This is a genomic window from Companilactobacillus musae, from assembly GCF_003967595.1.
GTDB classification, from domain to species: Bacteria; Bacillota; Bacilli; order Lactobacillales; family Lactobacillaceae; genus Companilactobacillus; species Companilactobacillus musae.
This window is the reverse complement of record NZ_BIFW01000002.1, coordinates 193,215-219,941: the sequence shown is the minus strand read 5'-3', so window position 1 is coordinate 219,941 and position 26,727 is coordinate 193,215. Positions and strand designations below refer to the sequence as shown.

Genomic DNA, 26,727 nt, shown 5'->3' with positions numbered 1-26,727 from the left:
AGAAAGAAAGGCTAAGTCCAAAGCACATCGCTAGGATTTAGCCTTTTTTGCTAGAGAGGAGGTTCGTATGGCTACTATAAGTTCCACAATTAAAATTTTTGATGGGTTTACTGCACCGTTGGAAAAGTTGAGTGCTGGACTGAATAAAGGGCAATCAGGATTTAATAGATTTAAATCGGCGTTGAGCAGTAGTGGTGCATTCGACGGTTTAACAAAGTCGGCTGGGCAAGCTGGTGGGGTGTTCAAATCTGTTCTTGGTGGAACTGTTATTGGAACTGGAATCACTAAAGGAATTGGATTAGCAACAAGTGGAATTAAGGGATTGATTAGTGAGATGAATGAATCCAGTAAGGCCTGGCAAACTTTTGAAGGAAATATGTCAATTATTGGTAAGACACCAAAACAAATTAAGGCGACTGAAAATGAACTTTCCGATTATGCAACTAAAACAATTTATTCTGCATCGGATATGTCTACAACTTATGCTCAACTAGCGGCTGTTGGAACCAAAAATACTACTAAATTAGTGAAAGGATTTGGTGGATTGGCTGGTGCTGCACAAGATCCTGCTCAAGCTATGAAAACTCTAAGTACTCAGGCTACTCAGATGGCTGCAATGCCAAAAGTTCAATGGGCCGATTTTAAGCTAATGTTACAACAATCTCCAGCTGGTATGGCGGCTGTTGCTAAACAGATGGGAATGTCTACTGATCAATTAGTACAAAAGATTCAAGATGGTGGCGTGAAAACACAAGACTTCTTTAATGCAATTTCTACAGTTGGTAATAGCAAGGGATTTACTAAGTTAGCAACTGAGTACAAGACCGTGGATCAAGCAATGGATGGTTTAGTTGAAACATTAAGTGGAAAATTACGTCCTCAGTTTGAAAAGTTCAGTAGTATTGGTATTAATGCGATAAGTAGTCTTACTGATGCAATTGATGGTATAGATTTTGGAAAACTTGCAGATAACGCTTTAAAAGTATTTAACTTCGTTAAAAAATCTGCGTCAGAAATGTTTGATGGATTTAAAGATACAGGAGCTATTTCCTCAGTTCAACAAATGTTTGGAACCTTAAAGGATTCAGCAAGTAAGGTGTTTAGTAAAATGTCTGGCAAAGGAAAGAATCCTTTTGAAAGTTTAGGAAACATAGCCGGTGGTGCAATTAAGGGTGCCGCTGATTCAATTAGTGCAATTGCTGATGCAGTATCCAAATTGAGCCCGGGAACTATAAAAGCGATAGGAACAGCATTTCTGATTATGAAAACTGGACTTAAAGGAATAGCTTTTGCTGGATTGATAGCAGGTCTTAATGCTTTATCAAAAATGGATGCAGGACAGATTAAGGCCATAGCTGTTTCCGTAGGAATTTTGGCTGTATCAATTAAAGCTATCAAAACAGCTATGGGAGTAGCCAAAGGAATAAAAGCATTTAAAGATGCCTTTTCAGGATTAAAACAACCTAAAGTTCCTCAAACCCCTGAATTGCCTCAAACACCTAAAGCTGGAGGAATAGCACAATCAGCTGGTGCATATCTTAAACTGGGTGCAGCGTTGCTATTAGTAGGTGCGGGAGTTGCACTAGCTGGTGGAGGTATGCTGTTAATGGCTATGGCAACTCAAAGAATTGCATCATCTGGTGGTGCAGCAATAGCTGTATTCTTTGGTATGTTTGCAGCAATTACGATATTACTTATTGTTGTAAGGATACTTGGACCAGCATTAATAGTTGGAGCTGTTGGCTTTGTAATATTTGCTGCAGCTTTATTATTAATTGGTGTTGCCGTATTTATAGCATCTGCTGGTATTGCTTTACTTGCTACTCAATTACCTATTATTTCAACATATGGAACTAGCGCAGCAGTTGGACTTCTTGCATTAGCCGGAGCTATGGCTGTGTTTGGATTAGCTGCTATTGTTGGGGCTGTTGGTGTGTTAGCACTAGGAATTGCCATTGCAGTTCTTGGCGTTGGTTTTGTAGTAGGTGCAATTGGTGCCATTTTATTTGGTGCAGCTTTATTATTAATTGGTGTCGGTGCAATGGTTGCTGCAGTTGGTACTTTATTGCTAGGGGCTGGATTAATGATTGTTGCGGTTATGTCAATGCTAGCTGCAGTTGGTTTGCTATTAATGGCAGTAGCTTTGATTATGATTGCAGCTGTTGTAATTGTTGCTGGTGTTGGAATGATGATATTCGCCGTCGCTTTAATGATGGCTGCACCACTTATGATGATTGCAGCTATTGGAGCATTATTACTTGGAGTTGCAGCTATCATTTTAGGAGCAGGATTAATTATCGTTGGTGTTGCTCTTATGATTGTTGCTAGTGGTTTAACTATGGTAGCTTCAGCGGTTATTACCTTGGCAACAGCATTTATTATGGCTGGAACAATGATGGTAACTGCCATTGTTAGTGCTATGTCTAGGGTTGTAACAGCAGTTTCGAGTGGAATTCAGAATGCTGTTAATGCAGCTAAGGGGTTTGTTAATTCATTGGTTAGTGTAGGTAAAGATTTAATTCAAGGCTTAGTTAATGGTATTAAATCAATGATTGGATCGGCTGTCAGTGCAGTTAAGAGTGTTGCTGGTAAAGTAGTTTCTGCTGCTAAGTCTGTGCTTCATATTGGTTCACCATCAAAATTGTTTAATCAATACGGGCGTTGGGTTGATCAAGGTTTAATCAATGGATTGAATAGAGATTCAGGCGCTGCAGCTGATGCTTCAGCCAATATGGCACAAGGAGTAGTAGACGCTGCTTCTAATATGAATCCTCAAATTGGACCAATGACTATGAGTGGATTAGCAAATAACCCTGGTGATATGTTAGCAAATGGTTTTCAACGTGCATTAGGTGTTTTAAACACTTTGATGACAACCTTTCAAGGTTTAAATGGATCCAATCTAGGTGTTAATGGAACGATTCAAAATGATTTAAAAAATGATGATCCAGTTATAGGTGCTGGTGGTATTGTTTCAAAAGGTGCTAATAGCAGTACAACGTCAAATAGTCAAAGCACTGTTAACATTTCGCCTGGAGCAATTCAAATCAATAGCACAGGGAATGAAAACTATGATGGTGAAAAATTAGTTTCAATTATTGAACAATATTTAATAGACAGAAATAATGCTTCACTAGGATAGGAGATGATGTATGTGGATAATCATTTAGGATTTTATTTAACTAATGATTCAAATGAAACGATTGAATTGCCGGTTAATCCAGCAGAAATTACGGTCAAACTCGAAAGCGATGATAAGACCGAATCGGTTATTAAGTTGGGTGAAGTCAATTTATTGGGTGAAGACAAATTACAGGATATTAGCATTGAGAGTTCACTACCTATAGATCCTAAGGCAGAGCATTATGTTTCAGCGTTAGAATTATTGAATTCAGCTCAGGATTATATCGATTGGATTGAATCAGCTAGAAAATTAAAAAAACCAATTAGATTGGTTATTTCAACTACTAAGGTTTCTCTGAAGTCAACGATTGCCAGTTTTGAATATGGTATGAAGAATGGATATGATGGCGAATATACTTACACATTGTCGTTAAAAGAATTCAGACCATTTGAAGCAAAAAAAATAGGCGTTAAACAACAGCCAGAAAAGACTGTTGAAGCACGTCCTAGTCCACCCAAAAAGGTGGGAATGGGTTCAATTGTGATTGTTAATGGTTTATTACATCGGGATAGTCAAGGAAATGGTCCAGGGTTAACAGAACAGAATGCTACTAGAAAGATTTCTTTAGTTGCACCTGGGGCTTTATATCCATATCACGTTACTACTTTAGATGGTGGTTTACGCGGCTGGGTCAAGGAAAGTGATGTGAGGTCAACTTGATTACTAAGTTTACAATTAGTCGTCGACATGCCGGTGATACGTGGGATGTTAGTCAATTAGTCAACAATGTTAAATGGGTAACTAATCTAAACTTTGCCGCAGGAACATTAACGTTTGATTTATTGTTTGACGAAAGTTTTTATCCTCAAGATGGAGATGTAGTCGAATTTCAATGGGATGAACAAAAGATATTCTATGGTTATATCTTCAAAGTTAGCTTTAAAGAAAATAAGAAATTCAGTATTACTGCCTATGATAAAACTAGATACTTAAAGAATGAGGATTCATTAGTTTGGCCAATATCGACTATTTCGGATAGGTTTGATACTGTTTGTAAGATGGCTGAAATCAGTCACAAAGTTGTTAATGGTTCGAGCTATAAATTACCTGCTGAAGTGGCCGATTCCAAAACTTACTTTGATATGTTGAAATCTAGCATTGATAAGACTCAAAAGGCTACTAATCAAATGTATTATATCTTTGCTAATTATGATGTTGTTGAATTGAGAAAAGCTCCATATAACGAATTAAATATTATTGTCGGTGACCAGTCCTTGTTGACTGGCTTTTCTTTTGAGAAATCAATTGATGAAGCCGCTAATTCAGTTCGTGTTATAAAAAAGAATCAAGCTGAATCACAACAGACTAGTTCAACTTCATCTGTTAGTGAAGGATCTAGTGGTGACGATCCTGCTAAAACTAGTTTCAATTATACCGATAGTAGTGCAGGTAATGTTCGAGATTGGGGTAAGCTCCAAAAGGTCGAGAATGCTAAAGATAAAGCCAATGATGCTCAAATGAAACAGCGAGCAGATGAATTGCTGAAAGAAAAAAACAGGGAAACTTATACATTAAGTTTGACCTGTTTAGGTGATACATCTATGGTAGCTGGAAATTCTGTGAATATTCAAATTGATGATTTATCTAAGGCTGGTTTTTGGATTAATAACACGGCAATTATGAAGGCTACTCATACTTTTGACGTGGATTATAAATGTGATTTAGAAATGAAGGTGAATGAGCCATGGCTGGAGAACAACTCCTCGGAATGATGAATAGTAAAGGTGGTAACGAATCAGATTATGCCGATATTGTTTATGGAAAAGTAATTTCAAGTGATCCATTAAAGATTCAGACATCTAACCAAATGATTTTGTCTGAGTCTTTTTTAGTACTTGGAAGACAAGTTACCAAACATCAGGAGCGTATCAGAGTGCTAGCTCATCATGATTCTATTGGAGATACATCTGGTAATCGCCCCGATGTTTTTGAAACTATTGAAATTGACGGAACATTAAAAGATGGTGATTCAGTAGTGATGATTCGTTTTAATGGTGGTCAGCAATTCTTTGTTCTTGAAAGAACTAATGACAGAGTAGGAGATGATAACTAAGATGGATAATCCTACGAAAACTTATGAAATCAAAAATGGACGTATTTTGAATAAATTTGATGGTCATGAAGCAATGATTCAAGCAGTTGATAAGATTCTTAAAACAGAACGTTTTGTTTATCCAATTTATGATAATCAATATGGAAATGATTTTTTTGAACTGTTCGGTAAGAGCTTTGATTATGCGACTGTTGAAGTTGAACGAATGGTTAAAGAAGCCTTATTAGCCGATAGTCGTATTTTGACTGTTACTGTTGATGATATTGAAGTTTTGGATAAGACAATTCTTAAAGTGCATGGATCATGTACGACAATTTATGGTGATATTCCAATTGAAAGTGAGGTGAGTGTAAATGACTCCTGAAGATTTAGCTAGTAAGATTGAAAAACAAAATTTTGAGTTTTATTTAAATCAGATGATGGCTAAAGTTCCAGATGATATTGATAAAAGACAAGGTTCAATTATTTATGATGCTTTGGCACCTGCAGCAATGGTCATGGCTCAACAGTCATTAAAGTTATCTAATATCGTTAAGGAAACATATATTAAAACTGCAGATAATGAGTTTCTTGATTATCGAGCAGTTGAGCATGGAACCGCCAGACAAATGGCTACTTCAGCACAAGTTAAAGCTGATTTCTTAGATTCAAAAGGCAATCCCATTAACAATGTCGAAATTGGTGATAGATTTGCTAGTTTGGGTGATAATCCGATTTTTTATCGAGTGACTAAGATTAATGATGATTTGACCGGTATTCTGGAAGCCGAAGAAGTTGGGACACGTCCTAATGGATATCTTGGCCAAATATTACCGGTCACTCCAAATGACATTTTATCCTGGGCTGAAATTATTGAGGTTTCTATTCCAGCAAAAGATAATGAAACAGATGAGCATCTTAGAAATAGACTGTTATCGACTGATTCTTGGATTGCTTATGGTGGTAATATTGCTGACTATTTGGATATGCTTTCGAAGATATCTGCAGTTGGTTCAGCTCAAGTTTATCCGGTTTGGAATGGTGGTGGAACAGTTAAGCTAGTCATTTTGGATAACGATTTGATGCCTGCTAGTGATGTGTTATTAAAGCAAGTCAAAGAGGAAATAGATCCAACAGATTCTGAAAGTTTAGGTTATGGATTGGCTCCTATAGACCACAAGGTAACTGTAGTAGCACCAGAGCCTGTCACTGTTAATATTTCAACTAACATTGAAGTTGATAGTCAGTTCGATATAAATGCTTTAAAGCCTAAAATATTGGACGCTATAGAAGATTATTTTAAATTACGAAGAATTGCCTGGGGTCAAATTAACCGGACTACTGGAAGAGGTTATGCACTCACAATTTACCGTTCACAAATCCTTGCTGCAATTATGAAAGTAGATGGAGTCGTCAATGCTTCCATTCCAATTTTGAACGAAAAAGATGATGATATAAAACTCACGTTTGATAATGATTTATCAGAATTACCAGTTGTTGGCGAGGTGAGTTTGAATGGTTAAACTACAGGATTACTTGCCAGAATATTATGATGACGTTTATGAAATGCAAAAGTTGGTTGCTGCAGAGCAAGTAGACTTTGGAGATTTTGATGATTTGATTTTAAGAACGTTATTGAATCAATTTGTTATTCAAGCTGATCTTGAAGGTATTTCAATCTTTGAAGATCAACTAGGTATTGATGCTAATCCAAATGATTCATTGGAAACTAGAAGATACAACGTATTGATGAGGTTATTGCCACCAAAGCCTATAACTCTGCGGTATTTCAATGAACTGCTTCATACATTGAACGTACCAGCATCAATAAATGTCGAATATGCTGTTAGAAATGTAATCGCAACAGCAAAAAGAAGTGAGATTAGTAAGGATCAGATTAAACGTTTGAAATATCTGTTAAACGTTTATCTTCCTGCTAATCTAACTTTTAGTATTATTACGACGGCGGAAACTGAAACAGAATTGAAGATATTTGTCGGCATTGCCACTAATTCAGAAATTGATGCAGTTTCTAATCCACGACTAAAAACATATGCTGATTCTGAGACAGAAATTTATACCGGATCGGTTCCATCACAAGTTTTGGTTATGGCTAAATCAAGAGCATTAATTAAAGAAAATACTGAAGCTTATGGAAAGCAATTCATAGGTTCAGTTCCACCACAAATAACTATCGAACTAAAAACATATCCAAAGGAGTTGAGTATTAGTGTCTAAATATAATGAAACAATTTTAACTTCAGTCGGCTTAGATTTAGCTACAAGAGCAGCTAATGGTAAGACAAAATTTACTATCACAAAAGCGACTGCTACAGCTGATGATTTAACAGCCATGAGTGAAGCAGAATTACAAAATTTAACAGTACTGCCTAATGAAATTCAAACAGGTTCAATCACGAATCAAACTGAAAATATTCCTAATTCAAAGAGTGTAGTCGGGACTGAGATTTTATTTACTAATCAAGGTATTGATAAAGGATATTTGGTTAATGCAGTAGGTTTGTATGCTAAAGAAGATGGTAAGGATGAAGAAATTCTTTATGCTTTGAACACCGCTGTTGAACCTGAATTTATGCCAGATTTTGCAGATCAAGTGTTATTACAATTTAGAATTACCATGTATGTAATTGTTGGTCGTACGGAAAATGTAACAGTGACTATTGATCCTAGTGGTATGGCATCAAAAGACTATGTTAATACTAAAATTGCTGAAATTGATGTTAATGACAAGATTCAAGATGAAGGTATTGCTAAGAAATTGCAAAATAAATTAGTGTATACCGACAACAAAAGTCAAGATAAGAATGCCATAACACAAGTTGCTGAAGCATTAGGCTCTGCTGTTTACGGGTTTAAGACTATTGATAAAGATGGAAATGTTACGAGCATTCTTCCTGATGCTGATTCATTAGTTACATTACCTGGGGAATGGAATAACAATACTGGTGGGAGCACTGATCCAGATCATCCTGCTGCAGGTGTAGATATTTACCCTGGTTCACTTGCTAATGGAGAAATTACTGAACGTAATCTTGAATGGTCTGGTACTGATGATCCAACTAAAGATTTAACAGTTACTTTCAAAGATGATCCTGGTTCGAATCCTTTTGGTCAATATTCAGGATTAACTATCCTTGGACATATTCAAAAGACTGTGATGACATCAGGAACTAAAGGTGCAGTATCAAATCTTGAATTGAATTACGACCTAAATAATGTAGCTAAAAATGGATATTTTACCACCACAAGTCCATATCCAATCTATATTTCTCAATCTGATATAGCATCTGGTCAAGAATTAGATATTCCTATTAATGGGGTCGGAGAAGGTTTAGATGGAAGTAACACTAAGCCTGCTATAATTCATTTGAAATATAATGCGGATAAGACGATGACCATTAGTCATGAAGATGGATATGTTAACGATGGGAATAGTGCTGGAGCTACTGGTGCAAATTACTCATTTGTTGTCGAGCTTATTGCAACATTTTCAACTCAAAAAGCAGTAGCACAATTACCTTCATCTATTAATCTTTTTACTGGTTCAGCAAGCGGAAATATTGTACTATCAGGATTATCAAATTATTTTGAGAATAGCATGGATGGTATTCAAATTTCACTGGCAAACGATACCGACGGCGTTTCAAATCAAAGATTAATATTAAATTCTGCTCCGACAATTAAGATTCCTAAAGAGGATTTAGTTTTGGGAAATAGCTTTGATGGTTCAAAAGATCTACAAAATTTAATTAATAGAAAAGTTAGTTTTCAAGATAATCCTTCACCTAATTATTGGGAAATGGGTACTGGTTCATATACGATTCAAAAGGTAAATTCTACAATTATTAAATTGGCAAAGGGAATTCTCAATATTTCTATTACACTTACCGCCAAAAATTCAATTTCATCCAAAGTTGTAGAATTTCCATTATCAGTAATTAGAATTTCAACGTATAAAAATTAAGGGGGTAGAACATGAAAATAGCAGTACAACTAGACAGCAATAGAAATATTCTTCATGTAAACGACACAAATGAAGATGGGGCAAGATCACAAGTTGAAAAGTTTGGTGACAAGGGTTGGGTGCTAGTTGATAGTGTCCCAGCCTTTTCTGTTGACGAGAAGTATTTGTGGACCATTCGAGAATCAGATAATAAGTTAGTTCATATTTCTACAGGTATGACACCTGATGAGGAAAACCAAAAGTCCAATACAGAACTAACCAATCTGGTTATTGCTCAAGGAACCGACATTGAACAAATTAAACAATCTATTACAGAATTGACCAATAATCAGTTAAAAAATAATACAAGTGAAATATCAGATAAATAGGAGGTAATAAAATGATTTTCTTATTAAAAGTACAACTATCATGGGGAACAAGAACTAAAGACAATATCAAAGATTTAGTTAAGAATAAAAATATTACCGCTGATGATTACAAGCAAATCGTTGGTGAAGATTATAAAGAAGAGGGAGCAGCTTAACGGCTGCTCTTTTTTTGTATAGGAGATGAATATATATGTACTATGCGCCACAACCTACACCACATTTTGGATTTATGGAATGGTGGTTTGCTGCTGAAAAATTAGTTGAAAATCCTTGGTTTTTAACGTTTATTATTATTATTTTAGTTGACCTAGCTACCGGTTTTTTGAAAGGTTTTTTTAGAAACTCAAATGAGCGATTAAATTCAACAACTGGTAGACAAGGACTTATTAAACATACTGTCATAGCAGGAATAGGAGTTATTTTTTATCCGCTAGTTGACTGCTGGGGATTAGCCAACTTTGCTAATTTATTTTTGATGTTTTTTATTGGTCAATATGGTATTTCAATTGTAGAAAACTTGGGAATTATGGGGATTCCGTTACCTAATTGGATTACTGACAATTTGGAAAAATTAAGAAATAGGGGCGATAATAATGAAGCTAAAAAATAAATTAATTTATATTGTAGGTCTGCTTATTGCAGGTCTATTTTTTTGTACAACTAATGTGACAGCAGCTAGAACTGATATGGTTGACGTCAGTAATCATAATGGCTATATGACTGTTTCTAATTTTCAGGATATGCTCAATAACTACGGAGTTAAGTCTGTGGTGACTAAGATTTCTGAAGGTACTTACTACCATGACTACACGGCTGCTAACAACATTTACACTGCACAAGCGGCTGGTTTATATATTAATGGCTACCATTTTGCCAGGTATAGCACTGTTTCTGGTGCTATTGCTGAAGCTAATTATGCTGCTAGTTTAGCCAAATCAGACGGGTTACCAGTTGGTTCAGTCCTTGTAGCCGATGTAGAGGCTGAACAGCAAAACGGATTATCAAGAGCAACTAATAATGCTAATAACAAGGCTTTCATGGAACAAGTTGCTAAGTATGGTTACCGTTCAGCCGTCTATACTATGAGCTCATGGTTAGGTTCAAAGATGGACGTTAACCAAGGGTGGATTGCCTCTTATCCATATAATTCTAGTGGTAAGCAATGGTACTCAAATCATCATTCATGGCAATGGGGCAGCACATATAATTTTGCTGGGAGCTATGGAAATTTTGATGTATCACAAAACTACGATAATTTTTTCACTGGTGGACAATCTCCACAAGTTGACCCTAACGAAACTATTAATAATAACGTGGACGTGAAAGGCAATTCTTACAAAGCATTTACTACCTATAATAATGAAGGAAAAGCAAATGTTGGTACTGATGTTATTTCTGGAACAAGTTGGAAATCAAATGGAATCACAGTCATAAAAGATAAGCCTTACTATGTAATTGGTGTTGACACGTTACTTCCACAGTCCAGTTCAACATTTAAAGGTACAGTTGTAGTGAACTACCTCAATAATTACGGGGTACTTGCGTACAATTCTAAAGGTGAATCAATTAAAGATAGTAATAAAGTATTTAAAGGCGGTACTTCTTGGCAAACTAACGATAAGCTAGTGAACTTGCCAAATATAGGCTACGCCTACCAAGTTGCTACTGATGAATACATTCCAATTCAATATGCTCAAGGGTCAGGCTTTAAAGGTTAGTCAAAAATCTATTAATGCTCAAATTTGAGCGAAAGTGGAGTAATGACAATGGTAATTAATTAACTTAATTGCTATATTTTAAAGGTACTAAAAAGTACATCTAAATGGTTCTTATCCTTATTTATTTTATTGCAGCCCTCACATTTATTTGTGGGGGCTTTTTTGTTTTTACTCATAAAATCAAAATGGCCCTCTTCACGTATTTAATCTTTCTTAGTCTATTTGGAAACGTATTATAGTATAATGTAATTAATAAATTATAAATAAGAAAGAAATCACATTTAAAGATGGAGCTAGATATATATCATGGAACAAGTTTAATCAATGCTAATTCTATTATTGAAGAGAAAAAATTTATATGTCAGCCTAGAGTCAATCATTGGTTGGGAAATGGGGCTTATTTTTTTGTTGATGATTTAGATGCTGCTACTTGGTGGGCAGGTAATCAATCAAAAAAAGGAGCAGTAGTATATGGTAAGTTTGAAATAGAGAGTAAAGATTTGCTTGATTTAGACAGTTTAGCAGGTGCCAATAAATTAAAAAAAGTAATGAAAAGTCTTAAACATAATAATGTTGATATTAAATTTTCTAAAGAAGAAGAGCAGTATATAAAAGAACATCCTAAAGATTTAACAAATGTTAAAAGAAGTAAATTGATAACTTTAGCCAAAGGATTACTCGGTTTTGGAGCGTGTGTTTATACTTTTCCAGTAGACATAAAAAAATACAATGATATTATGGATTATGGTGTACTTGCACACGAAAAACAGCTAAATATAGTGAATCAGAGTTTAATAAACTTTGACAAATTAAAATTAAAAGAAGTATAATGCAGAAAAGGAGGTATTTTCTAATGTTTACAAGAGAACAAATATTGAATGCTGCAAGAAATGCAGGAATTGAAGTTAGTTCAACTCCTGATGGCATGGAACCTTCCTTTGTTTCTTCCAACGGTGATAGATCTCCAATTATGGATGATAAAATCATTTTGGATAATTTTGTTGATAAGAGTTATTTGGAATCAGAATTGTTAATAGAGCATAGTTCTATAGATATTGACAATTCATTGATAATAGATAATAGTTTTGATTTATTAATAGGTGACTTATCGTCATCTACTAAATATAAAAATAATGTATCAGAAAATAAATTTCATGAATCGGTAAACAACTATAAAGATTTTACAAAGAAAGGGTCCCCTAAACAGGAGACCCTTTTTTATTGTGTTAATATATCTTTATGAATATAAGATGAGAGGTTATGTTATTTTGAATAATGATCCTATAATTGATTTTCAAGGTTATAAAATTCAGAACTTAGAATATACACATGATAAAAAGAACTTATCAAAATATGAAGATGGTTTTAATCTTAATCCTAAAGTTGGTATTGATGAAAAATTGAAGCATGGTATAGTAACTTTAAGTGTTACTTTAAGACCCAATCATTCTGAATTAGGTATAAAAATTGAAATTAGTGGAGAATTTAATATTTCAAATAGTCTGGACTCTAAGGATAAGATTGCAAGAGCTTTGTTTGTTAATGGTACAGCTATAATGTTTCCTTATGTAAGAAGCATCATTTCTATGATTTCTGGATTGGACTCAAGCAATACAATATTATTACCTACAATAAATACAATGGATTTATATAAAGATAAAAACGAACATAAGTGATTTTTTTATTTTTAATATTAAATTCATAAAGTTTCAACGTTTTGCACAAAATTTGCACAAAATGGCTGTAAATATTCATAATAAAGGTAATAATAAGCCGATAGACGGCTGTATAATGAAGTCAAGTACTTGTTATGTTGTACTTGGCTTTTTTGATTGGTAAAAAAGGATTTATATATGTTTATAAATAACCTAGTTTTAAAAACTAGCTAACATAGTTTACACGATTAAAATAAATGGTATTATTAATCGGTGACTTAAATTATTTTGAATTAACGATTAATTTTTAGGAGGTGGAGAGATGTATCAGATATTGACAGATTCAGAATGTGATTTGCCATTGGCAACCTTACGTGACAGTGGTGTTGATGCAATTTATTTCCATACAAAGATCGGTGATCAAGACCTTGTCAATGATTTAGGCGAAAGCTACGACATTAATGACTTTTATCAACAGATTCAAGCAGGGGCAATGCCTACAACAACGCAAGTAAATGTTGGTGAGTATTTTGAATTCTTTAAAAAATACGTTGAAGCTAATACACCAATTGTCTATGTAGGATTTTCTGGGGGGCTAAGTGGGTCAATTTCCAGTGCGAACCAAGCCAAAGAAATGCTTTTAGAATCTTATCCACAAGCTGATATTAGGATAGTTGATACTTTAGCTGCTAGTGGTGGTGAAGGACAAATGGTTTTAGCTGCTATTAGACTGCAAAAATCAGGTGCTAGTTTAGATGAGATGGTTACTTGGTTTGATAAAAATAAATTACGTCTTCAACAATGGTTTACTGTCGATAATCTTAATTATCTCTACCATGGTGGTCGTATTTCTAGAACATCAGCTGCTTTGGGAACTTTGTTAAAGGTTAAACCAATTTTGGATGTTGATACTAATGGTAAATTACGAATGGTTTCCAAAACACGAACACGTAAGAGATCACTGATTGAATTGGCTGATAAAATTGTGGCTGCCATGCAAAGCGATAAAGAACAACCGGTTATTATCACAACAAGTGGAGACTATGATGCTGCTAAAGTTGTTAAAGAGCATATTATTAAACAAATTAGCCAAGCTGATGTTCAGATTTATCCTATTGGTATGACAATTTCCAGTCATACGGGATTTGGCTGTGTAGCTGCTTTTGCTATGGGAGCTGAACCCAGAGATTAAATTATTCAGTTATAATAATATGTTTTCTTCTATATATAAATAAAAGCTCAGTACGGTAATCGTCAAAGATTGTTACCATACTGAGCTTTTGTATTTTAAGAAAGAGTTTCGATATACATTTCTCCCCATTGATCCATGCCTATAATGATAGGAATTAGAGATTTACCTAATTCAGTTAAGTGATAACTGGTTTTTATAGGTGTGAAACTAGTGTCTATTTCTTTTTGAATAATTTGATCGTGTTCTAATTGAGACAGTTGTAACGATAGCATACGTCTTGTACAACCGGATAAACTTTTGAGTAATTCACTATATCTAAGTTCTTGATTCATTAAACGACAGAGAATAATTGATTTCCATTTGCCGTCAAGAACTTTGAGGGTCGTATCTAAAGGGCAGATCTCGCCGTGTCTAGTACTTGTTTTTAAAGCATCCATAAGCGTAACCTCCATGATAAAACCTTGCTTTTAAGAGGATTGTAGCACCTTGTTAAGGTGTTGACTAATATTTGAAAATGCAATAAGGGAATTGTTTGATACTAAGTATTATTAAATTCTCGTCTTGTAGTTTTTTATTAATGATTTATATTTCAGATGAATTAATTATGGAAAGAAGTTTTGATAATGAATAATAAATTAAGTTTTAGAAGACGTGATTTAATGATGATCGTGGGACTATTTCTAATTGTTTTTGTTATCGGTGCTGATTCTTTTATTATTTCACCTTTGCTACCTGCTATTGAGACAGATTTTAAAGTTACTGTAAGACAGGCGGCATTATCGGTAACAATATATGCTCTTTGTTATGCCATTGGCTCGCCTTTTTTTGGTCCCTTAGGAGATAAGTTTAATAGAAAAATGTTACTTAGTTTAGGTATTACTATTTTTCTAATAGGAAGTTTTTTATGCGCTGTGGCCGAGAATATTTTTGGATTTTATTGTTTTAGAGCTATTGCTGGATTAGGTGCTGCTTTGACGATGCCCAATATATGGGCAACAATTGGAGATTATTTTCATGATAAAAAAATGAACGTTGTTATGGGAATTGTTATGTCAGCCTTATCCTTATCAATTGCTATTGGCGTACCCTTAGGTACAGGGTTATCTCAATTATCAAATTGGCATATGGCGTTTTGGGGATCTGGTGGATTGACCTTAGTAGTGTTTCCTATATTGTTAGCTGTGATTCCTGAAATGAAATCTTCGACAAAATCTGATTTGAAATATCTTCAAAGCTTTAAGAATCTTTGGTTTTCTAAAAAGGCCATACCAGCATTGTTGATTAATTTAGTTTGGATGTTTGGTTTTTATACTATCTATACTTTTTTAGGAACTTTTTTGAATTTACAGTTTTATTTGAATACAGCTCAAATAGGAATGGTTTTTATTGCCTATGGATTAAGTAACTTTTTGGCCAGCTTTTGTGGAGGGTATTTTATTTCACATTTAGGAGCTATGAAAAGTGTCATTATTAATGGTTTATTATCAGCAATCTTTATTTTGATGATAGTTATTTTTAATAATAATTTGATAATTGTAATTGGTTGCCTAGTTTTACTGGCTTTGGCACAAGGAATCGGCGTTACTTCATTAACGACCTATATTGTAAATGTAGTACCTCAAAATCGTTCAACGATAATGTCTTTTAATAGTTCCTTTTTATATTTGGGTTTAACGTTAGGGTCAGGTTTTGGAGCTATAATGTACTCAAAAATTGGTTTTTCAGGTATTAGTATATTTGCTGTAATAGCATTATTAGTGGCTGTTTTTATGACATATAAACTTAATAATAATCATAAAAAAATAAATAAATAGTCATTTGACAATGGTCTGGAGTAGCGTAATAATTTTCATAAATAAAATTATTACCTGATTTGTTCCTAGATAATAATTATTCTAAATTTATGAGGGAGATTTAGTTAATTATGTTGATGAAAAAGGGAAAAGAATGGGCATTATCGTGTGTTGCTGTTAGTACATTAGTTTTAACTGGAATGTGCACAACAGTTCATGCTGATGCTACAACTGACCAAGGTTCAGCTGATAGTACAACAGCAGTGGAAAATTCTACGACAAACGATAGCTTGGGTAGTGTTACAACAACTGCCAACGAGGGGGCTACAACACAAGCTGGCGCACAAAGTGCCATTACACAGTCTGCAAATAGTGATGTTCAAGATGGTGGAAATGTTAGTGATGATTTTTCAAATGAAGGCGATAACCAACTAGGTTATGCTTCTAATTTTCATGTTTTTGCTAACGAAGCTACATTGAATGCACATACTAACGGTAATGTTGCTGTTGGTACACTGCACGGAAATGTTAATTTTGGGACTAATGTTCATGAAGGACATGTTAATAAGGATATTTCTTATGTTCAAAATCATACTAAAATGTCTAATAGTTCTTTTGTAAATAAGACAGATAGTCGTGACAATAAGGTTATCTTTGGTGAAGATAACGATGTTAATGTAACCAATCCTAATCGTACTAATGTTGATGGTACCGATATTGATCATTTGACTAAAGATGAAACTTATCAAGACAAAGATGGTAATAAATATATTGATTTTTCAACTTATTTCAATAAGTTAGAAAGCAAATCTAATAGTTTAGCTAATCAAGATCCACAAGTTACTGTTAAAAACAGTGATTTTCCTGATCAAAATCAACGTGTTATCAACCTAGAACATTATCAACCAACAGCTGATAATAAAATTGTTATTAATTTAGATGCCGATGTTTTGAATGCTAATACACCATTGACTATTTATGGTTTGTCCGCCGATCAGGGGGGAACTACTATAATTATCAATGTTGATACTAAGGGACAAGATCCTTATGATGTTAATTCACAGATCAAATTGATTTATAACGATGGTGATTCTAACAATAATGTCGAACGTCCTAATCAAGAAACAGAATATTTTGATGATAACCACTTGTTATGGAATTTCTATGACAGTACTGCCAGTGACAAACTTTATGACGGTCAAGTCAATATTGATAGACCATTCCAAGGTAGTGTCCTAGCACCAAAGGCAACGGTTGTCGTTAATCAAAACCTTGATGGTAATATTGTAGCCGATAAAGTAATTGTCAATGCAGAAACCCACAGATGGGATCTACAAGATGACGATACTAAGACTGATACAGAATTTGAAAGACCAATTACTATCCCCGGTGAATTGCCAGACTTACCTGGTGAAGAAGAGAATAATGGTGGCAATATCGAAAATCCCGATGAGGAAGAGGTTGAAGAAGATATTGATCCTGATACTGGTGATTTGATCGAAGTTGATGGTGGTTCCGAAGCTGAAAAACCTGATACTGGTGATAACGGTAATGAAGAAGATAATAATACCGAAGATGACGACGATGAAGACGCCAATGAATCAGAGGATAACAACGAATCCAATGAATCTACAGAAGATAACAATACTGATGAAACCGATGATATTGGCAACGAAGATAATTTGATTACTAACGGTGGTTCAGAGAGTACTGTTCCTAACAATGGCTTAGAAGAAGGTTTGTTATCAAACGTTAATGGAAGTAGCAATGGTTCACAAGCATCTAATTCAAATTCTGGTACATTGCCACAAACTGGTGAAACAACTGGAACTTTAGCAACTATTATTGGTGTAATTATGGCAGCCTTTGCTTTCATTTTGAAGACAACTAGAATTAAAAAAGAAGATTAAGAAATCTAAATTTTCAACAAAAAAGAACAATAACTATTGAGCATTCAAGGTATAAAAGTGCCTGAATTTTTCAATAGATATTGTTCTTTTTGTTTCTAGTATTATTAATTAAATTTGCGGTATATGAAATCTTTAATTCCATATAGGATAGGCGATTAAAACTCTAAACCTTTTTTACATTTAGAGTTACAAATAGCTAAGTAACAAAACACTAGTCCGGAGCAACAAAAAAAATGGGCTCCAAGTCGTGCCCACTACGTTCCAGCCCATTTTCTTTGTTGCGGAGGACGGCATCCTTATTAAACAATTATTTTTTCCTAGAATTACCAGTTAATAAATAATTAACTCCAGGGATCAAATTCAAAATCCAAATAATAATGATTGATAAAATCACAACGACAATATAACGTAGGAAAGTTGCTGCCAAGCCATGAATAGCTACATGATTCATAAACCAAGGTTCTACGTAAAGAATCAGAAGGTTATGAATTAAATAAACTCCAAAGACTAGTGGAGATAGAAATTCAAAAGCTTTAATAGTTGCTTTGCTTTTAATTTTGCTACCCCATTTTTGTAATAGGATAAAAGCTGCTACTGACATGATGGGAATAAAAATTGAAGTTACATAGTAACCATTATTAGCATCAAAGATTTTGGGGAAAATTTCTGATACAAAATTTCCACCAATACCGAAAATTAAAAAGACAAGTAAAAGAATAATATTGTTAAAATTTTTTATTTTAACCTTGGTTAATAAATATCCCAAAATAAAGTAACCAGTGAAACCACCAACTAAGAAGAAGTTAGCTATTGGTGAAAGTTCCAAAAGATGTTCGAAGTTTTTTGGTAACATGACGGCTATTGATGGAATCAACGAACATGTCACTAACCAGATACCAGTTACATAAACTAACATTTCGGTCGAAGCATTATCGACAAATGTTTTGATAACGGGTGATAAAATATAAATTCCTATCAAAGGGTACATGAACCAAAGAGTTGGGGATGTTGGTTGATAAAGAATTGTTTTTACTACGGTTAAAACATTGTGTAGTGATAATGAATGTGCGTAAACTCCGACTACGATTGGTGAAATGATCGACCAAGCAACAAAGGGAATCGTTACTCGAGGAATCCTTTGCTTCCAAGTGTAGCCTAAAGAAGTAGTCTTTTTACTATTGAGCAGTAAAGATCCAGAAATCATAAAGAAAACAGGCACACTAATATGTGCTAAATAGTTTAAAATTTTAGTTATTTGCCACTGACCGGAACCGATATTTAAAGTCGTATCGATTGCGGAAACGTGAATGAAAATAACCAAAAAAATAGCGATAACACGGATAAAATCAAGATAGAAAATACGATGGTTTTTATTCATTAAAAAATCCCTCCATAAATACTCTATTAATAATAGTTGAAAACGGCATGAAAATGAAGTATTGGCATATGATATAATGACAAAGTAAAATTATGGATTGGAAGAAGTTATTATGCGCGTAGGAGAATCCCCTGGAACAGATTTTGTTAGATATATAATTTGGATTGTTTTTTCTATTGCTACGTTGATGTTGAAAAACAATTCGGCAAATAAAAAGGGCTTAGATACCCTGATGGTAGTTGCCTTTTTTGTAGTTGGTCTTATTACGTTATTCTTAATGATTAGAAAATATATTCGTGAAGAAAGGTCATTTTCAGATACGGCCGAAGGTTTTGTTTATTCATTGGTTTCAAATATTGGATTAGTCAGTTTGATGATCATTTTAGTTTGTTTATTGAGAATTATGGTAAGTTATTTGCAAGTTACTGGTAAATTACCTAGTTTTCAAAATGATGATATTCTGAGTTCAGATCAAAATGTATTTGTTTTCAATATGATTGCTAATGTCTTTATCATTGCTATTCAGCAGCAGTTGGTTCAAACAGGATTCTTCTTTAACTACTTCTTTAGAAAGAGTTCTGCATACAGTGCCATTATGGGTATTTTATTGAGTGGCGTTGTTGCTGGTTTGATCAGCTTGCCAGGTTCAGTGATTCAATTCTTGATGATGATGGCTTTAGGCTGGTGTTACGCTTTGACCTACTTATATACTAAAGATGAAAAAATGGCTATATTTGTTGCCATGATCAGTGCAGCGGTTGGAACAATAATTATTTAATAAACGAATCTTTCTAAGTTTGGGTACGGTGCAAAGCTGTTTCGGACTTTTAGTTTTAAATTTTAAATATTAAAAAAGAACAGTGTCTATTGGAAGTTTCAGATATTTCTCTACCTGGAATACTTCTTATATAGATACTGTTCTTTTTTAGATTTTGTTTTCTATTTTTCGGAAATAAGGGTTGCTGGTTCTTTACTTAAAAGCGGTGATATTTCCTTATCTACACATAAAGTTAAACTATGCATAGCTCTAGTACAAATTGTATAGAGAACGTCCACACTACGTTGATCAGGGTAGTTAGTCGCTGAAATATCGTGTCCAATAACCGCATCAAATTCTAATCCCTTGGCTAAATAGATAGGTAAGACTAGGATTCCTTTGGGGATTGAACGAAAATCAGCATCAACTAAAGTAACGATGGATTCATCGCTGAAATGAGTATAAATTTGTTCTGCCTGTGCCTGATTACGAGTCAAGATAGCAACTGTCTCATATTTTTTGTTGAGTGTTTTAGCGGTTTCTTTTAATCCTTGATAATAATTGTCATCATCAAACACTTTAATAACAGGATCTTCTCCTTGACGGGAAAAGGCTTTTACTTCATCGCCATTGGGCAATAGTTTAGTAGCAAAATTAGTAATTTCTGCGGTAGAACGATAACTTTGATTAAGGGTGATTGTAGTGATTTTCTTTTTCTTGAAGAGTTCGTTGACCTCGGTTACGAGATCTTTTTGACGATAGGAACTGGTTAAAACATCTTGAGCACGATCACCTAGAAGGGTCATTTTTGCATTAGGAAAAGCATGTCCAATATATTTTAATTGAGCCATGGTGTAATCTTGAACTTCATCGATAAAGATATGTTGAATAGCATGATTAACACCACCATCAGTGATTAGATCACGAAGATAAAGAATAGCTATGGAATCACTAAGATTTAATCTATGGGCCTCAATTTGATCATCGATTGATTCGATCATAGTTTGCCAAATATCGTTTTCAACTAAATCTTGGGGCATTTCATTTAATAAGAAAAGATATTCCCTATATGGATTGAAAAAGTAATTGTTAATCAAAGCGTTATAAATTGGAGCATAACGCTCACGCAAGAATTCTTCAGCAATAATTTCACGTTGATTAGTTGATTCTTCAATATTGTGGTCTGTAATAATTTGTTGGAAATCTTCGTCAGAAAGATTGTCAATTTCAGCTTGAACCCAATCTTCATTTCTATCAGCGTGAATTCGTTTTTGAAGACGCTTGATCAAAATGTTTTTAGTTTTGAGAAAACGGTCAGGAATATGATAAGCATGATTGATATGATCATAGACTTCTGATATTTCTTCTTTAGTGAAGAAAGGCTTTCCTTCAAAAATTACGTTCTCAAAGTGAAGAATATGTTCGGGATGTTGTTCTTCTAGTTGTTCCAAAGTATCAAGGAATTCTCCACTTTCTTTATATAACCGAATCTTGATAGTTGTTTCTGGAAGATTGCGTTCATCTTTTTCATAACGTTCAAAGAGTGTTTCAACTTGTACACCACTTAAACGTAGAGCGATAAATTCATTCAGGGTAACCTGACGCATATTTCTTTCACCTAAACTAGGAAGAACTTCAGAAATATAATTACTGAAAAGTTTGTTAGGAGAGAATAGAACAATGTTGTCAGCAGTCATCGTTGTACGGCTGTGGTAGAGCAGGTAAGCTACACGTTGTAGAATAGCAGACGTTTTACCAGAACCCGCAACACCTTGTACTAAGAGGACATCGGAGTGCGTATCACGGATAATAGTGTTTTGCTCATGTTGAATTGTGGCGACAATGTTTTTCAAATATTCGTCGCTGTATTCACTCAAAACTGATTGCAGGATTTCATCTCCAACGGTTTCGTTGGTATCAAACATATTTCTAATCTTATTGTGGATAATTTGAAATTGACGTTTTTTCTTAAGATCTACCTCAGCAGTTCCGTTAGGAGTTTTATAATGAACTTTTCCCAACATACCATTGTAGTAAATACCAGAAATTGGTGCGCGCCAGTCGTAGATCAAAAACTCTCCGTCATCATCTTGAAGAGTTGAAGTTCCAATATATAAGGTATCTTCTTCACCATCTTCTACAATATCAATTCTTCCAAAGTAGGGTGAACCTTGAAGATTTTCTAGTTTTAATTTGTTGGCATTTAAAATATTTTCGTTTTCGACCGCTAAAGCAACCAATTGTTTCTGTTGTTGAACAGAAGCGTTAGTTTCCATTTGGTCATCGACTTCAGTGGTATTGACTTTAGTGTTTTCACCGTAATTACGTTCAATACGATGTGTTTCTTGATGGGCTTGAGCAATGCTTTCGTCAGCATGCTCAATCTTTTCATCAATTTTTTTTGCAACTGAATTGACACGTTGTTGTTCTTCAGCTTTTGATTGATTGATCGTCATTAAAATACCTCTCGTTGACAATTTGTCGGTTTTTAATTATGCTAATAGCAATTAGAGTACATTAAAGCATAGACATTTTTGAGTACTAATTCAAGTAAGTTGGTTCAGAGAATAACTTCATGGCTGAAAAAGTTATCAACCTTGTTTTGGGAAATGGTATGGGTGGTCACCTTATAACTTAGAGTGGTAGAGAAATTCTACAAAACAGGTGGCACCACGCAGAAGCGTCCTATTGTGATTACAATAGGACGCTTTTTTTATTGAAAAGGTATTATACCACCATCAAAATATCTTTGCATTAATGAATCCAGGAGGAAAAACATGAAAACAAATACAATTTTAACTGGGGATCGTCCCACAGGAAAACTACATATTGGTCATTATCTAGGGTCGTTAAAGAACCGTGTAAAACTTCAAAATGAAGGCAAATATAAGATGTTTATCATGATTGCTGATATGCAAGCTTTTACTGATAATGCAAGAAATCCTGAAAAAGTTCGTAATAGTTTGATTCAAGTGGCTCTAGATTATTTGTCTGTTGGGATTGATCCAGCTAAGACTAATATTTTAGTTCAATCACAAATTCCAGCTTTGAACGAATTGACAATGTATTATCTTGATCTTGTTTCTGTTTCCCGTTTGGAAAGAAACCCAACAGTTAAGTCAGAAATTAAACAAAAGAGTTTTGGACAAAGTATTCCTGCTGGATTTTTAACATACCCAGTTAGTCAAACTGCTGATATTACAGCATTTAAGGCTGATACAGTACCTGTCGGTGATGACCAAGAGCCAATGATGGAACAAGCTCGTGAAATTGTTCGTACTTTTAATAATACATATAATGTTGATACTTTAGTTGAACCAGAAGGATATTTTCCACCTAAAGGTCAAGGTAGATTACCTGGTATTGATGGCAATGCTAAGATGAGTAAATCATTAGGTAATTGTATCTATTTATCAGATTCAGCAGATGAAGTTACTAAAAAAGTTATGTCAATGTATACTGATCCAGATCATATCCACGTTGAAGATCCAGGTAAAATTGAAGGTAACACTGTATTCACATACTTAGATGCTTTTGGAACTGATAAAGAAAAGATTGCTGAATTAAAAGAACAATATCAAGCCGGTGGATTGGGTGATGTTAAAGTAAAACGTTATTTAAATGATGTTTTGCAAGAAATTCTTGAACCAATTCGTAACCGACGTGCTGAATATGAAAAAGATATCCCTGGAGTTTATGATATTTTGAAAAAGGGTAGTGACAATGCTAATATCGTTGCTAATCAAACATTATCAGAGGTTAGAGAAGCTATTGGCGTTAACTATTTTGATTAATTTCTGAAAACAAAAAATAAATTTTCTGAAAAAATGCTGCACTTAACTCTTGATTTTATCAAGAGTGGGGTGTAGCATATTTTTTGTTCTAAAAAAAGAAAGTTTTTTTTAAAAAAATGAGGTGAATTTATGGATGATTATAATTTGATTGGTTTTGTAATGAAATTTACTTCGATCAAAAGAAGAATTGCGGCCAGTTATTTAAAAGATAAAGGACTCAATTCAATCGAAAGTATTATTTTGTCGATCATTTATAAGCATGAAGGATGTACTCAAGACAAGATTGGTGAGATCACTATGTCTGATGGTGCATTGATAGCCCGTTCTTTGAAAAAACTTGAAGGTCATGGATATGTGATTCGAGAACCGGATCCTAAAAATGGTCGAAGAAAAATCGTCAATATTACTGGTAAGGGAAAAGAACTTTACGATAAAATTCGTAAAGAATTTCAGGCTAGTAATGAAGTAGTTTTTAAGGGCATTACTTCTGAGGAACAATCGCAACTAGAGAGTATATTAGAAAAGGTTTATAAGAATTTAGACAGCATCGAGATACCTTCTAAATAGAAAAAAGAGAAGAGGAATTTGTTATTATGGGAAATAATAATAAAGCAATTGTGGATGCACATGGGAAGCCATTTAACCGTAATCTTTTGGTTCTGGTCCTTCTTGTTGGTACATTCTGTACTGTATTGAACGGTACAATTTTAACTACCGCTTTTCCAACCTTAATGAAGGAATTCAGCGTTACAACTTCTGATGTTCAGTGGTTAACAACTGGTTTCTTGATGGTTAACGGTATTATGATTCCTGTTACTGCTTGGTTAAGTAACAACTTTAGTACAAAGATTTTATATATTATTGCAATGTCGACTTTCTTAGTCGGTACAATTATGTGTTTTACGGCTCCAACTTTCGGTGTTATTTTAGCTGGACGTTTGATTCAAGCTGTTGGTGTTGGTATTACAATGCCATTGATGCAAGTTGTTATGCTATCGATTTTCCCAGCTAATCAACGTGGTGCTGCCATGGGTCTTGGTGGTCTGGTTATTGGACTTGCTCCTGCTATTGGACCCACACTTTCAGGATTCATCATCGATAACTGGTCATGGAGAGATCTTTTCGGAATGATCATTCCTATTGTTATTTTAGTTTTGATTTTGGCCTTTATTTTTATGAGACCAGTTATTCAAACACACCGTACGAAACTAGATATTTTATCATTGATCGAATCTACAGTTGGATTTGGTGCTATCTTATATGGCTTCTCATCTGTTGGTAATGACGGTTGGGGTTCAATGACAGTTATTGGTTCAATTGTAGCCGGTGTTATTTTTATTCTTTTGTTTGGTTTCCGTCAATTACATATGGATAAACCATTCTTGGAATTACGTGTTTTCACTGAAAAGAAATTTGCTATCGCCGCAGCTTTGTCATCTGTTACTAATATGGCAATGATCGGTGTGGAAATGGTTCTTCCATTATATTTGCAAATTGTTAAAGGCATGTCAGCTTTCCACTCTGGACTAACTTTATTACCAGGTGCTTTGATGATTGGTATTATGAGTCCAATTACTGGTAATGCTTTTGATAAATATGGACCTAAAGATTTAGCTCGTATGGGTATGTTCTTGTTAACTGCCGGTACAATTCCATTCTTATTCTTAACAAAATCAACACCAGTATTAGATATCGTTGTACTTTATATGATTCGTATGTTTGGTATTTCCATGGTCTTGATGCCTGTTACAACAGATGGTATGAATGCTTTGCCATTTAATTTGATGAGTCATGGTACTGCCGTTAATAACACTGTTCGTCAAGTTTTCAGTTCAATGGGTACTGCTATTTTGGTCAGTGTCTTGACTAATGTGACAAACAATTTGAAACCTGGCAAATCACTATTAGCTTCAGCACCACTTAAATACAAAGATAAGTTTTTTGATGCTACTTTAAGCGGTTATCACGCAGCTTTTGCTGTAGCTATCTTGTTCTGTGTTGTAGGTTATTTAATTAGTTTGAGAGTTAATAACAGTTCTAAATCAAAATCAATAGATGTTGATTCATTAAAGAAAACAAGATTGGCAGGTGATAAATAATGATTTTAGTTTCAATTTTGATCTGTGCAGGATTAGCTTATTACTTTGCAGTCTTTTTACAGAATAAAAAAGTTGGTTATGGACTTTCATTTACATTTATCGCTCTGTTTATCTTGAGCTTAGTTTTATTGATTTCAAATGAATATGGACATTTGGGAATGCAAAAAATAACTGATGAAAAGACTTATCAGATTCAATCAGTTCAAAAGGGTTCAAATCTTCTATTGAAGAAGGAATTAGGAACAAGTGGTAAAGAGAGCGTTTATATTTATCGCACACCTGAAACTGCTAATAAGAAGAAACCCACTACGACTAAGGTTGATTCACATGTAAGAAATGTTGTTAAGACTGGTAATTATTCAGCCGCAACTTTAACGAAGAAAACAACTCGTTGGGAATATAAGAATGATTTCTATGCATTTCTATTTGGAATTTCTGACAACAATAAAGAATTTGTTAAACAAACTAACACTTTCAAAGTTGGTCAAGATTGGCTAGTGCTTACAACGTCACAAGCTAGTCAATTGCAAAAGAAAATGAAAAGTAAGTCGTTCCAAGCTCAGATGAAACAAGAAGGAGCAACATATGTAAAAGATGCTGTAACTAAAGCAATGCAAGCAAATCCTTCAATGTCTACTGCGGAACAACAACAAGTTACACAACAAGCTGAGAAAGCCTTTAAAGCTGAATCTCAGGCTAAATTGATTCAAGAAATAAAGAACAAGTAATACAACTTATATAGTGAAAATGCACAAATCCTCAAATAGGGATTTGTGCATTTTTAGTATATATGTAATTATTTTCATAATTTTTTTATAAATTTACTTATTGATATTTAAATGTAACTATTCCATAATTATTC

The 26,727-nt window shown here is 34.1% G+C and carries 26 protein-coding genes; 23 read left to right on the top strand and 3 right to left on the bottom strand.

The window, feature by feature from the left end:
* The first annotated feature begins 67 nt into the window (after positions 1-67).
* The 16 genes from LAB100_RS04615 to LAB100_RS04540 all read left to right on the top strand — a co-directional run bounded on the left by LAB100_RS04615 (position 68) and on the right by LAB100_RS04540 (position 14,134).
* Entirely contained in the window at positions 68-3,142 is a 3,075-nt protein-coding gene (locus LAB100_RS04615; RefSeq protein ID WP_119325708.1) for a tape measure protein, read from the top strand.
* Between the two features lie 12 nt (positions 3,143-3,154).
* Positions 3,155-3,844, top strand: coding sequence for a hypothetical protein (locus LAB100_RS04610; protein ID WP_246001247.1), 690 nt, complete (start codon positions 3,155-3,157; stop codon positions 3,842-3,844).
* Complete coding sequence (locus tag LAB100_RS04605) at positions 3,841-4,896, top strand: XkdQ/YqbQ family protein (protein ID WP_119325710.1); 1,056 nt, start codon at positions 3,841-3,843, stop codon at positions 4,894-4,896. Before LAB100_RS04610 ends, LAB100_RS04605 begins: the two co-directional genes overlap by 4 nt.
* Positions 4,869-5,237 (top strand): DUF2577 domain-containing protein, encoded by a 369-nt coding sequence (locus LAB100_RS04600; RefSeq protein WP_057879623.1) that lies wholly within the window; start codon positions 4,869-4,871, stop codon positions 5,235-5,237. Before LAB100_RS04605 ends, LAB100_RS04600 begins: the two co-directional genes overlap by 28 nt.
* A 1-nt stretch (position 5,238) precedes the next feature.
* Entirely contained in the window at positions 5,239-5,601 is a 363-nt protein-coding gene (locus LAB100_RS04595) for a DUF2634 domain-containing protein (protein ID WP_307719004.1), read from the top strand.
* Positions 5,591-6,739 carry a baseplate J/gp47 family protein gene (locus tag LAB100_RS04590; protein ID WP_119325712.1) on the top strand — a complete coding sequence of 383 codons (1,149 nt, stop codon included), beginning with the start codon at positions 5,591-5,593 and terminating at the stop codon, positions 6,737-6,739. Before LAB100_RS04595 ends, LAB100_RS04590 begins: the two co-directional genes overlap by 11 nt.
* A complete protein-coding gene (locus LAB100_RS04585) occupies positions 6,732-7,454 on the top strand; it encodes a putative phage tail protein (protein ID WP_119325713.1) in 723 nt (240 codons plus the stop codon). The genes LAB100_RS04590 and LAB100_RS04585 overlap by 8 nt, the downstream gene beginning before the upstream one ends.
* Positions 7,447-9,201, top strand: coding sequence for a phage tail-collar fiber domain-containing protein (locus tag LAB100_RS04580; protein WP_119325714.1), 1,755 nt, complete (start codon positions 7,447-7,449; stop codon positions 9,199-9,201). The genes LAB100_RS04585 and LAB100_RS04580 overlap by 8 nt, the downstream gene beginning before the upstream one ends.
* A gap of 11 nt (positions 9,202-9,212) precedes the next feature.
* Entirely contained in the window at positions 9,213-9,569 is a 357-nt protein-coding gene (locus LAB100_RS04575) for a hypothetical protein (protein WP_119325715.1), read from the top strand.
* An 11-nt stretch (positions 9,570-9,580) separates the two neighbouring features.
* A complete protein-coding gene (locus LAB100_RS04570) occupies positions 9,581-9,724 on the top strand; it encodes an XkdX family protein (protein ID WP_119325716.1) in 144 nt (47 codons plus the stop codon).
* Positions 9,725-9,759: 35 nt separating this feature from the next.
* Positions 9,760-10,179 carry a phage holin family protein gene (locus LAB100_RS04565; protein WP_119325717.1) on the top strand — a complete coding sequence of 140 codons (420 nt, stop codon included), beginning with the start codon at positions 9,760-9,762 and terminating at the stop codon, positions 10,177-10,179.
* Positions 10,163-11,287 (top strand): GH25 family lysozyme, encoded by a 1,125-nt coding sequence (locus tag LAB100_RS04560; protein ID WP_119325718.1) that lies wholly within the window; start codon positions 10,163-10,165, stop codon positions 11,285-11,287. Before LAB100_RS04565 ends, LAB100_RS04560 begins: the two co-directional genes overlap by 17 nt.
* 287 nt (positions 11,288-11,574) lie before the next feature.
* Positions 11,575-12,117, top strand: coding sequence for a hypothetical protein (locus LAB100_RS04555; protein WP_119325719.1), 543 nt, complete (start codon positions 11,575-11,577; stop codon positions 12,115-12,117).
* A gap of 23 nt (positions 12,118-12,140) precedes the next feature.
* A complete protein-coding gene (locus LAB100_RS04550; RefSeq protein WP_119325720.1) occupies positions 12,141-12,530 on the top strand; it encodes a hypothetical protein in 390 nt (129 codons plus the stop codon).
* Between the two features lie 25 nt (positions 12,531-12,555).
* A complete protein-coding gene (locus LAB100_RS04545) occupies positions 12,556-12,963 on the top strand; it encodes a protein-export chaperone SecB (protein WP_246001246.1) in 408 nt (135 codons plus the stop codon).
* A 301-nt stretch (positions 12,964-13,264) separates the two neighbouring features.
* Positions 13,265-14,134, top strand: a complete 870-nt coding sequence (locus LAB100_RS04540) for a DegV family protein (protein ID WP_119325721.1) — start codon at positions 13,265-13,267, stop codon at positions 14,132-14,134.
* A gap of 95 nt (positions 14,135-14,229) precedes the next feature.
* On the opposite strand, the gene LAB100_RS04535 is transcribed toward LAB100_RS04540, so the two are convergent.
* A complete protein-coding gene (locus tag LAB100_RS04535) occupies positions 14,230-14,571 on the bottom strand; it encodes a winged helix-turn-helix transcriptional regulator (protein ID WP_246001244.1) in 342 nt (113 codons plus the stop codon).
* Positions 14,572-14,757: 186 nt separating this feature from the next.
* Between LAB100_RS04535 and LAB100_RS04530 the strand changes: the two genes are divergently transcribed.
* The gene (locus tag LAB100_RS04530; protein WP_246001242.1) at positions 14,758-15,948 is read left to right on the top strand and encodes an MFS transporter; all 1,191 of its coding nucleotides are present in this window, start codon (positions 14,758-14,760) and stop codon (positions 15,946-15,948) included.
* A gap of 110 nt (positions 15,949-16,058) precedes the next feature.
* Complete coding sequence (locus LAB100_RS04525; protein WP_119325723.1) at positions 16,059-17,837, top strand: collagen-binding domain-containing protein; 1,779 nt, start codon at positions 16,059-16,061, stop codon at positions 17,835-17,837.
* Positions 17,838-18,144: 307 nt separating this feature from the next.
* Here the strand turns inward: LAB100_RS04525 and LAB100_RS04520 are convergent, their stop codons facing one another.
* Positions 18,145-19,215, bottom strand: a complete 1,071-nt coding sequence (locus tag LAB100_RS04520) for an acyltransferase (protein WP_119325724.1) — start codon at positions 19,213-19,215, stop codon at positions 18,145-18,147.
* A gap of 112 nt (positions 19,216-19,327) precedes the next feature.
* Between LAB100_RS04520 and LAB100_RS04515 the strand changes: the two genes are divergently transcribed.
* The gene (locus LAB100_RS04515) at positions 19,328-19,993 is read left to right on the top strand and encodes a CPBP family glutamic-type intramembrane protease (protein WP_119325725.1); all 666 of its coding nucleotides are present in this window, start codon (positions 19,328-19,330) and stop codon (positions 19,991-19,993) included.
* Positions 19,994-20,154: 161 nt separating this feature from the next.
* On the opposite strand, the gene helD is transcribed toward LAB100_RS04515, so the two are convergent.
* Complete coding sequence (gene helD, locus LAB100_RS04510) at positions 20,155-22,428, bottom strand: RNA polymerase recycling motor HelD (RefSeq protein WP_119325726.1); 2,274 nt, start codon at positions 22,426-22,428, stop codon at positions 20,155-20,157.
* Between the two features lie 321 nt (positions 22,429-22,749).
* Between helD and trpS the strand changes: the two genes are divergently transcribed.
* From trpS to LAB100_RS04490, 4 genes are all read left to right on the top strand, one after another.
* Positions 22,750-23,766: a tryptophan--tRNA ligase gene (gene trpS, locus LAB100_RS04505; protein WP_119325727.1), complete on the top strand. Its 1,017-nt coding sequence runs from the start codon at positions 22,750-22,752 to the stop codon at positions 23,764-23,766.
* 129 nt (positions 23,767-23,895) lie between these two features.
* Positions 23,896-24,333 (top strand): MarR family winged helix-turn-helix transcriptional regulator, encoded by a 438-nt coding sequence (locus LAB100_RS04500; RefSeq protein ID WP_119325728.1) that lies wholly within the window; start codon positions 23,896-23,898, stop codon positions 24,331-24,333.
* 26 nt (positions 24,334-24,359) lie between these two features.
* The gene (locus tag LAB100_RS04495; protein WP_119325729.1) at positions 24,360-25,865 is read left to right on the top strand and encodes an MDR family MFS transporter; all 1,506 of its coding nucleotides are present in this window, start codon (positions 24,360-24,362) and stop codon (positions 25,863-25,865) included.
* Positions 25,865-26,593 (top strand): DUF4811 domain-containing protein, encoded by a 729-nt coding sequence (locus tag LAB100_RS04490; protein WP_119325730.1) that lies wholly within the window; start codon positions 25,865-25,867, stop codon positions 26,591-26,593. Before LAB100_RS04495 ends, LAB100_RS04490 begins: the two co-directional genes overlap by 1 nt.
* Positions 26,594-26,727 lie beyond the last annotated feature (134 nt).

Excerpts from the sequence above, each read along its gene's own strand:
- LAB100_RS04575 (WP_119325715.1), top strand. The coding sequence starts at position 9,213 with ATGAAAATAGCAGTACAACTAGACAGCAATAGAAATATTCTTCATGTA.
- LAB100_RS04520 (WP_119325724.1), bottom strand. The coding sequence starts at position 19,215 with ATGAATAAAAACCATCGTATTTTCTATCTTGATTTTATCCGTGTTATC.
- LAB100_RS04600 (WP_057879623.1), top strand. The coding sequence starts at position 4,869 with ATGGCTGGAGAACAACTCCTCGGAATGATGAATAGTAAAGGTGGTAAC.
- LAB100_RS04590 (WP_119325712.1), top strand. The coding sequence starts at position 5,591 with ATGACTCCTGAAGATTTAGCTAGTAAGATTGAAAAACAAAATTTTGAG.
- LAB100_RS04570 (WP_119325716.1), top strand. The coding sequence starts at position 9,581 with ATGATTTTCTTATTAAAAGTACAACTATCATGGGGAACAAGAACTAAA.
- helD (WP_119325726.1), bottom strand. The coding sequence starts at position 22,428 with ATGACGATCAATCAATCAAAAGCTGAAGAACAACAACGTGTCAATTCA.
- LAB100_RS04555 (WP_119325719.1), top strand. The coding sequence starts at position 11,575 with ATGGAGCTAGATATATATCATGGAACAAGTTTAATCAATGCTAATTCT.
- LAB100_RS04565 (WP_119325717.1), top strand. The coding sequence starts at position 9,760 with ATGTACTATGCGCCACAACCTACACCACATTTTGGATTTATGGAATGG.
- LAB100_RS04530 (WP_246001242.1), top strand. The coding sequence starts at position 14,758 with ATGAATAATAAATTAAGTTTTAGAAGACGTGATTTAATGATGATCGTG.
- LAB100_RS04560 (WP_119325718.1), top strand. The coding sequence starts at position 10,163 with ATGAAGCTAAAAAATAAATTAATTTATATTGTAGGTCTGCTTATTGCA.
- LAB100_RS04500 (WP_119325728.1), top strand. The coding sequence starts at position 23,896 with ATGGATGATTATAATTTGATTGGTTTTGTAATGAAATTTACTTCGATC.
- LAB100_RS04595 (WP_307719004.1), top strand. The coding sequence starts at position 5,239 with ATGGATAATCCTACGAAAACTTATGAAATCAAAAATGGACGTATTTTG.
- LAB100_RS04495 (WP_119325729.1), top strand. The coding sequence starts at position 24,360 with ATGGGAAATAATAATAAAGCAATTGTGGATGCACATGGGAAGCCATTT.
- LAB100_RS04490 (WP_119325730.1), top strand. The coding sequence starts at position 25,865 with ATGATTTTAGTTTCAATTTTGATCTGTGCAGGATTAGCTTATTACTTT.
- LAB100_RS04525 (WP_119325723.1), top strand. The coding sequence starts at position 16,059 with ATGTTGATGAAAAAGGGAAAAGAATGGGCATTATCGTGTGTTGCTGTT.
- LAB100_RS04540 (WP_119325721.1), top strand. The coding sequence starts at position 13,265 with ATGTATCAGATATTGACAGATTCAGAATGTGATTTGCCATTGGCAACC.
- LAB100_RS04515 (WP_119325725.1), top strand. The coding sequence starts at position 19,328 with ATGCGCGTAGGAGAATCCCCTGGAACAGATTTTGTTAGATATATAATT.
- LAB100_RS04535 (WP_246001244.1), bottom strand. The coding sequence starts at position 14,571 with ATGGATGCTTTAAAAACAAGTACTAGACACGGCGAGATCTGCCCTTTA.
- LAB100_RS04585 (WP_119325713.1), top strand. The coding sequence starts at position 6,732 with ATGGTTAAACTACAGGATTACTTGCCAGAATATTATGATGACGTTTAT.
- LAB100_RS04550 (WP_119325720.1), top strand. The coding sequence starts at position 12,141 with ATGTTTACAAGAGAACAAATATTGAATGCTGCAAGAAATGCAGGAATT.
- trpS (WP_119325727.1), top strand. The coding sequence starts at position 22,750 with ATGAAAACAAATACAATTTTAACTGGGGATCGTCCCACAGGAAAACTA.
- LAB100_RS04615 (WP_119325708.1), top strand. The coding sequence starts at position 68 with ATGGCTACTATAAGTTCCACAATTAAAATTTTTGATGGGTTTACTGCA.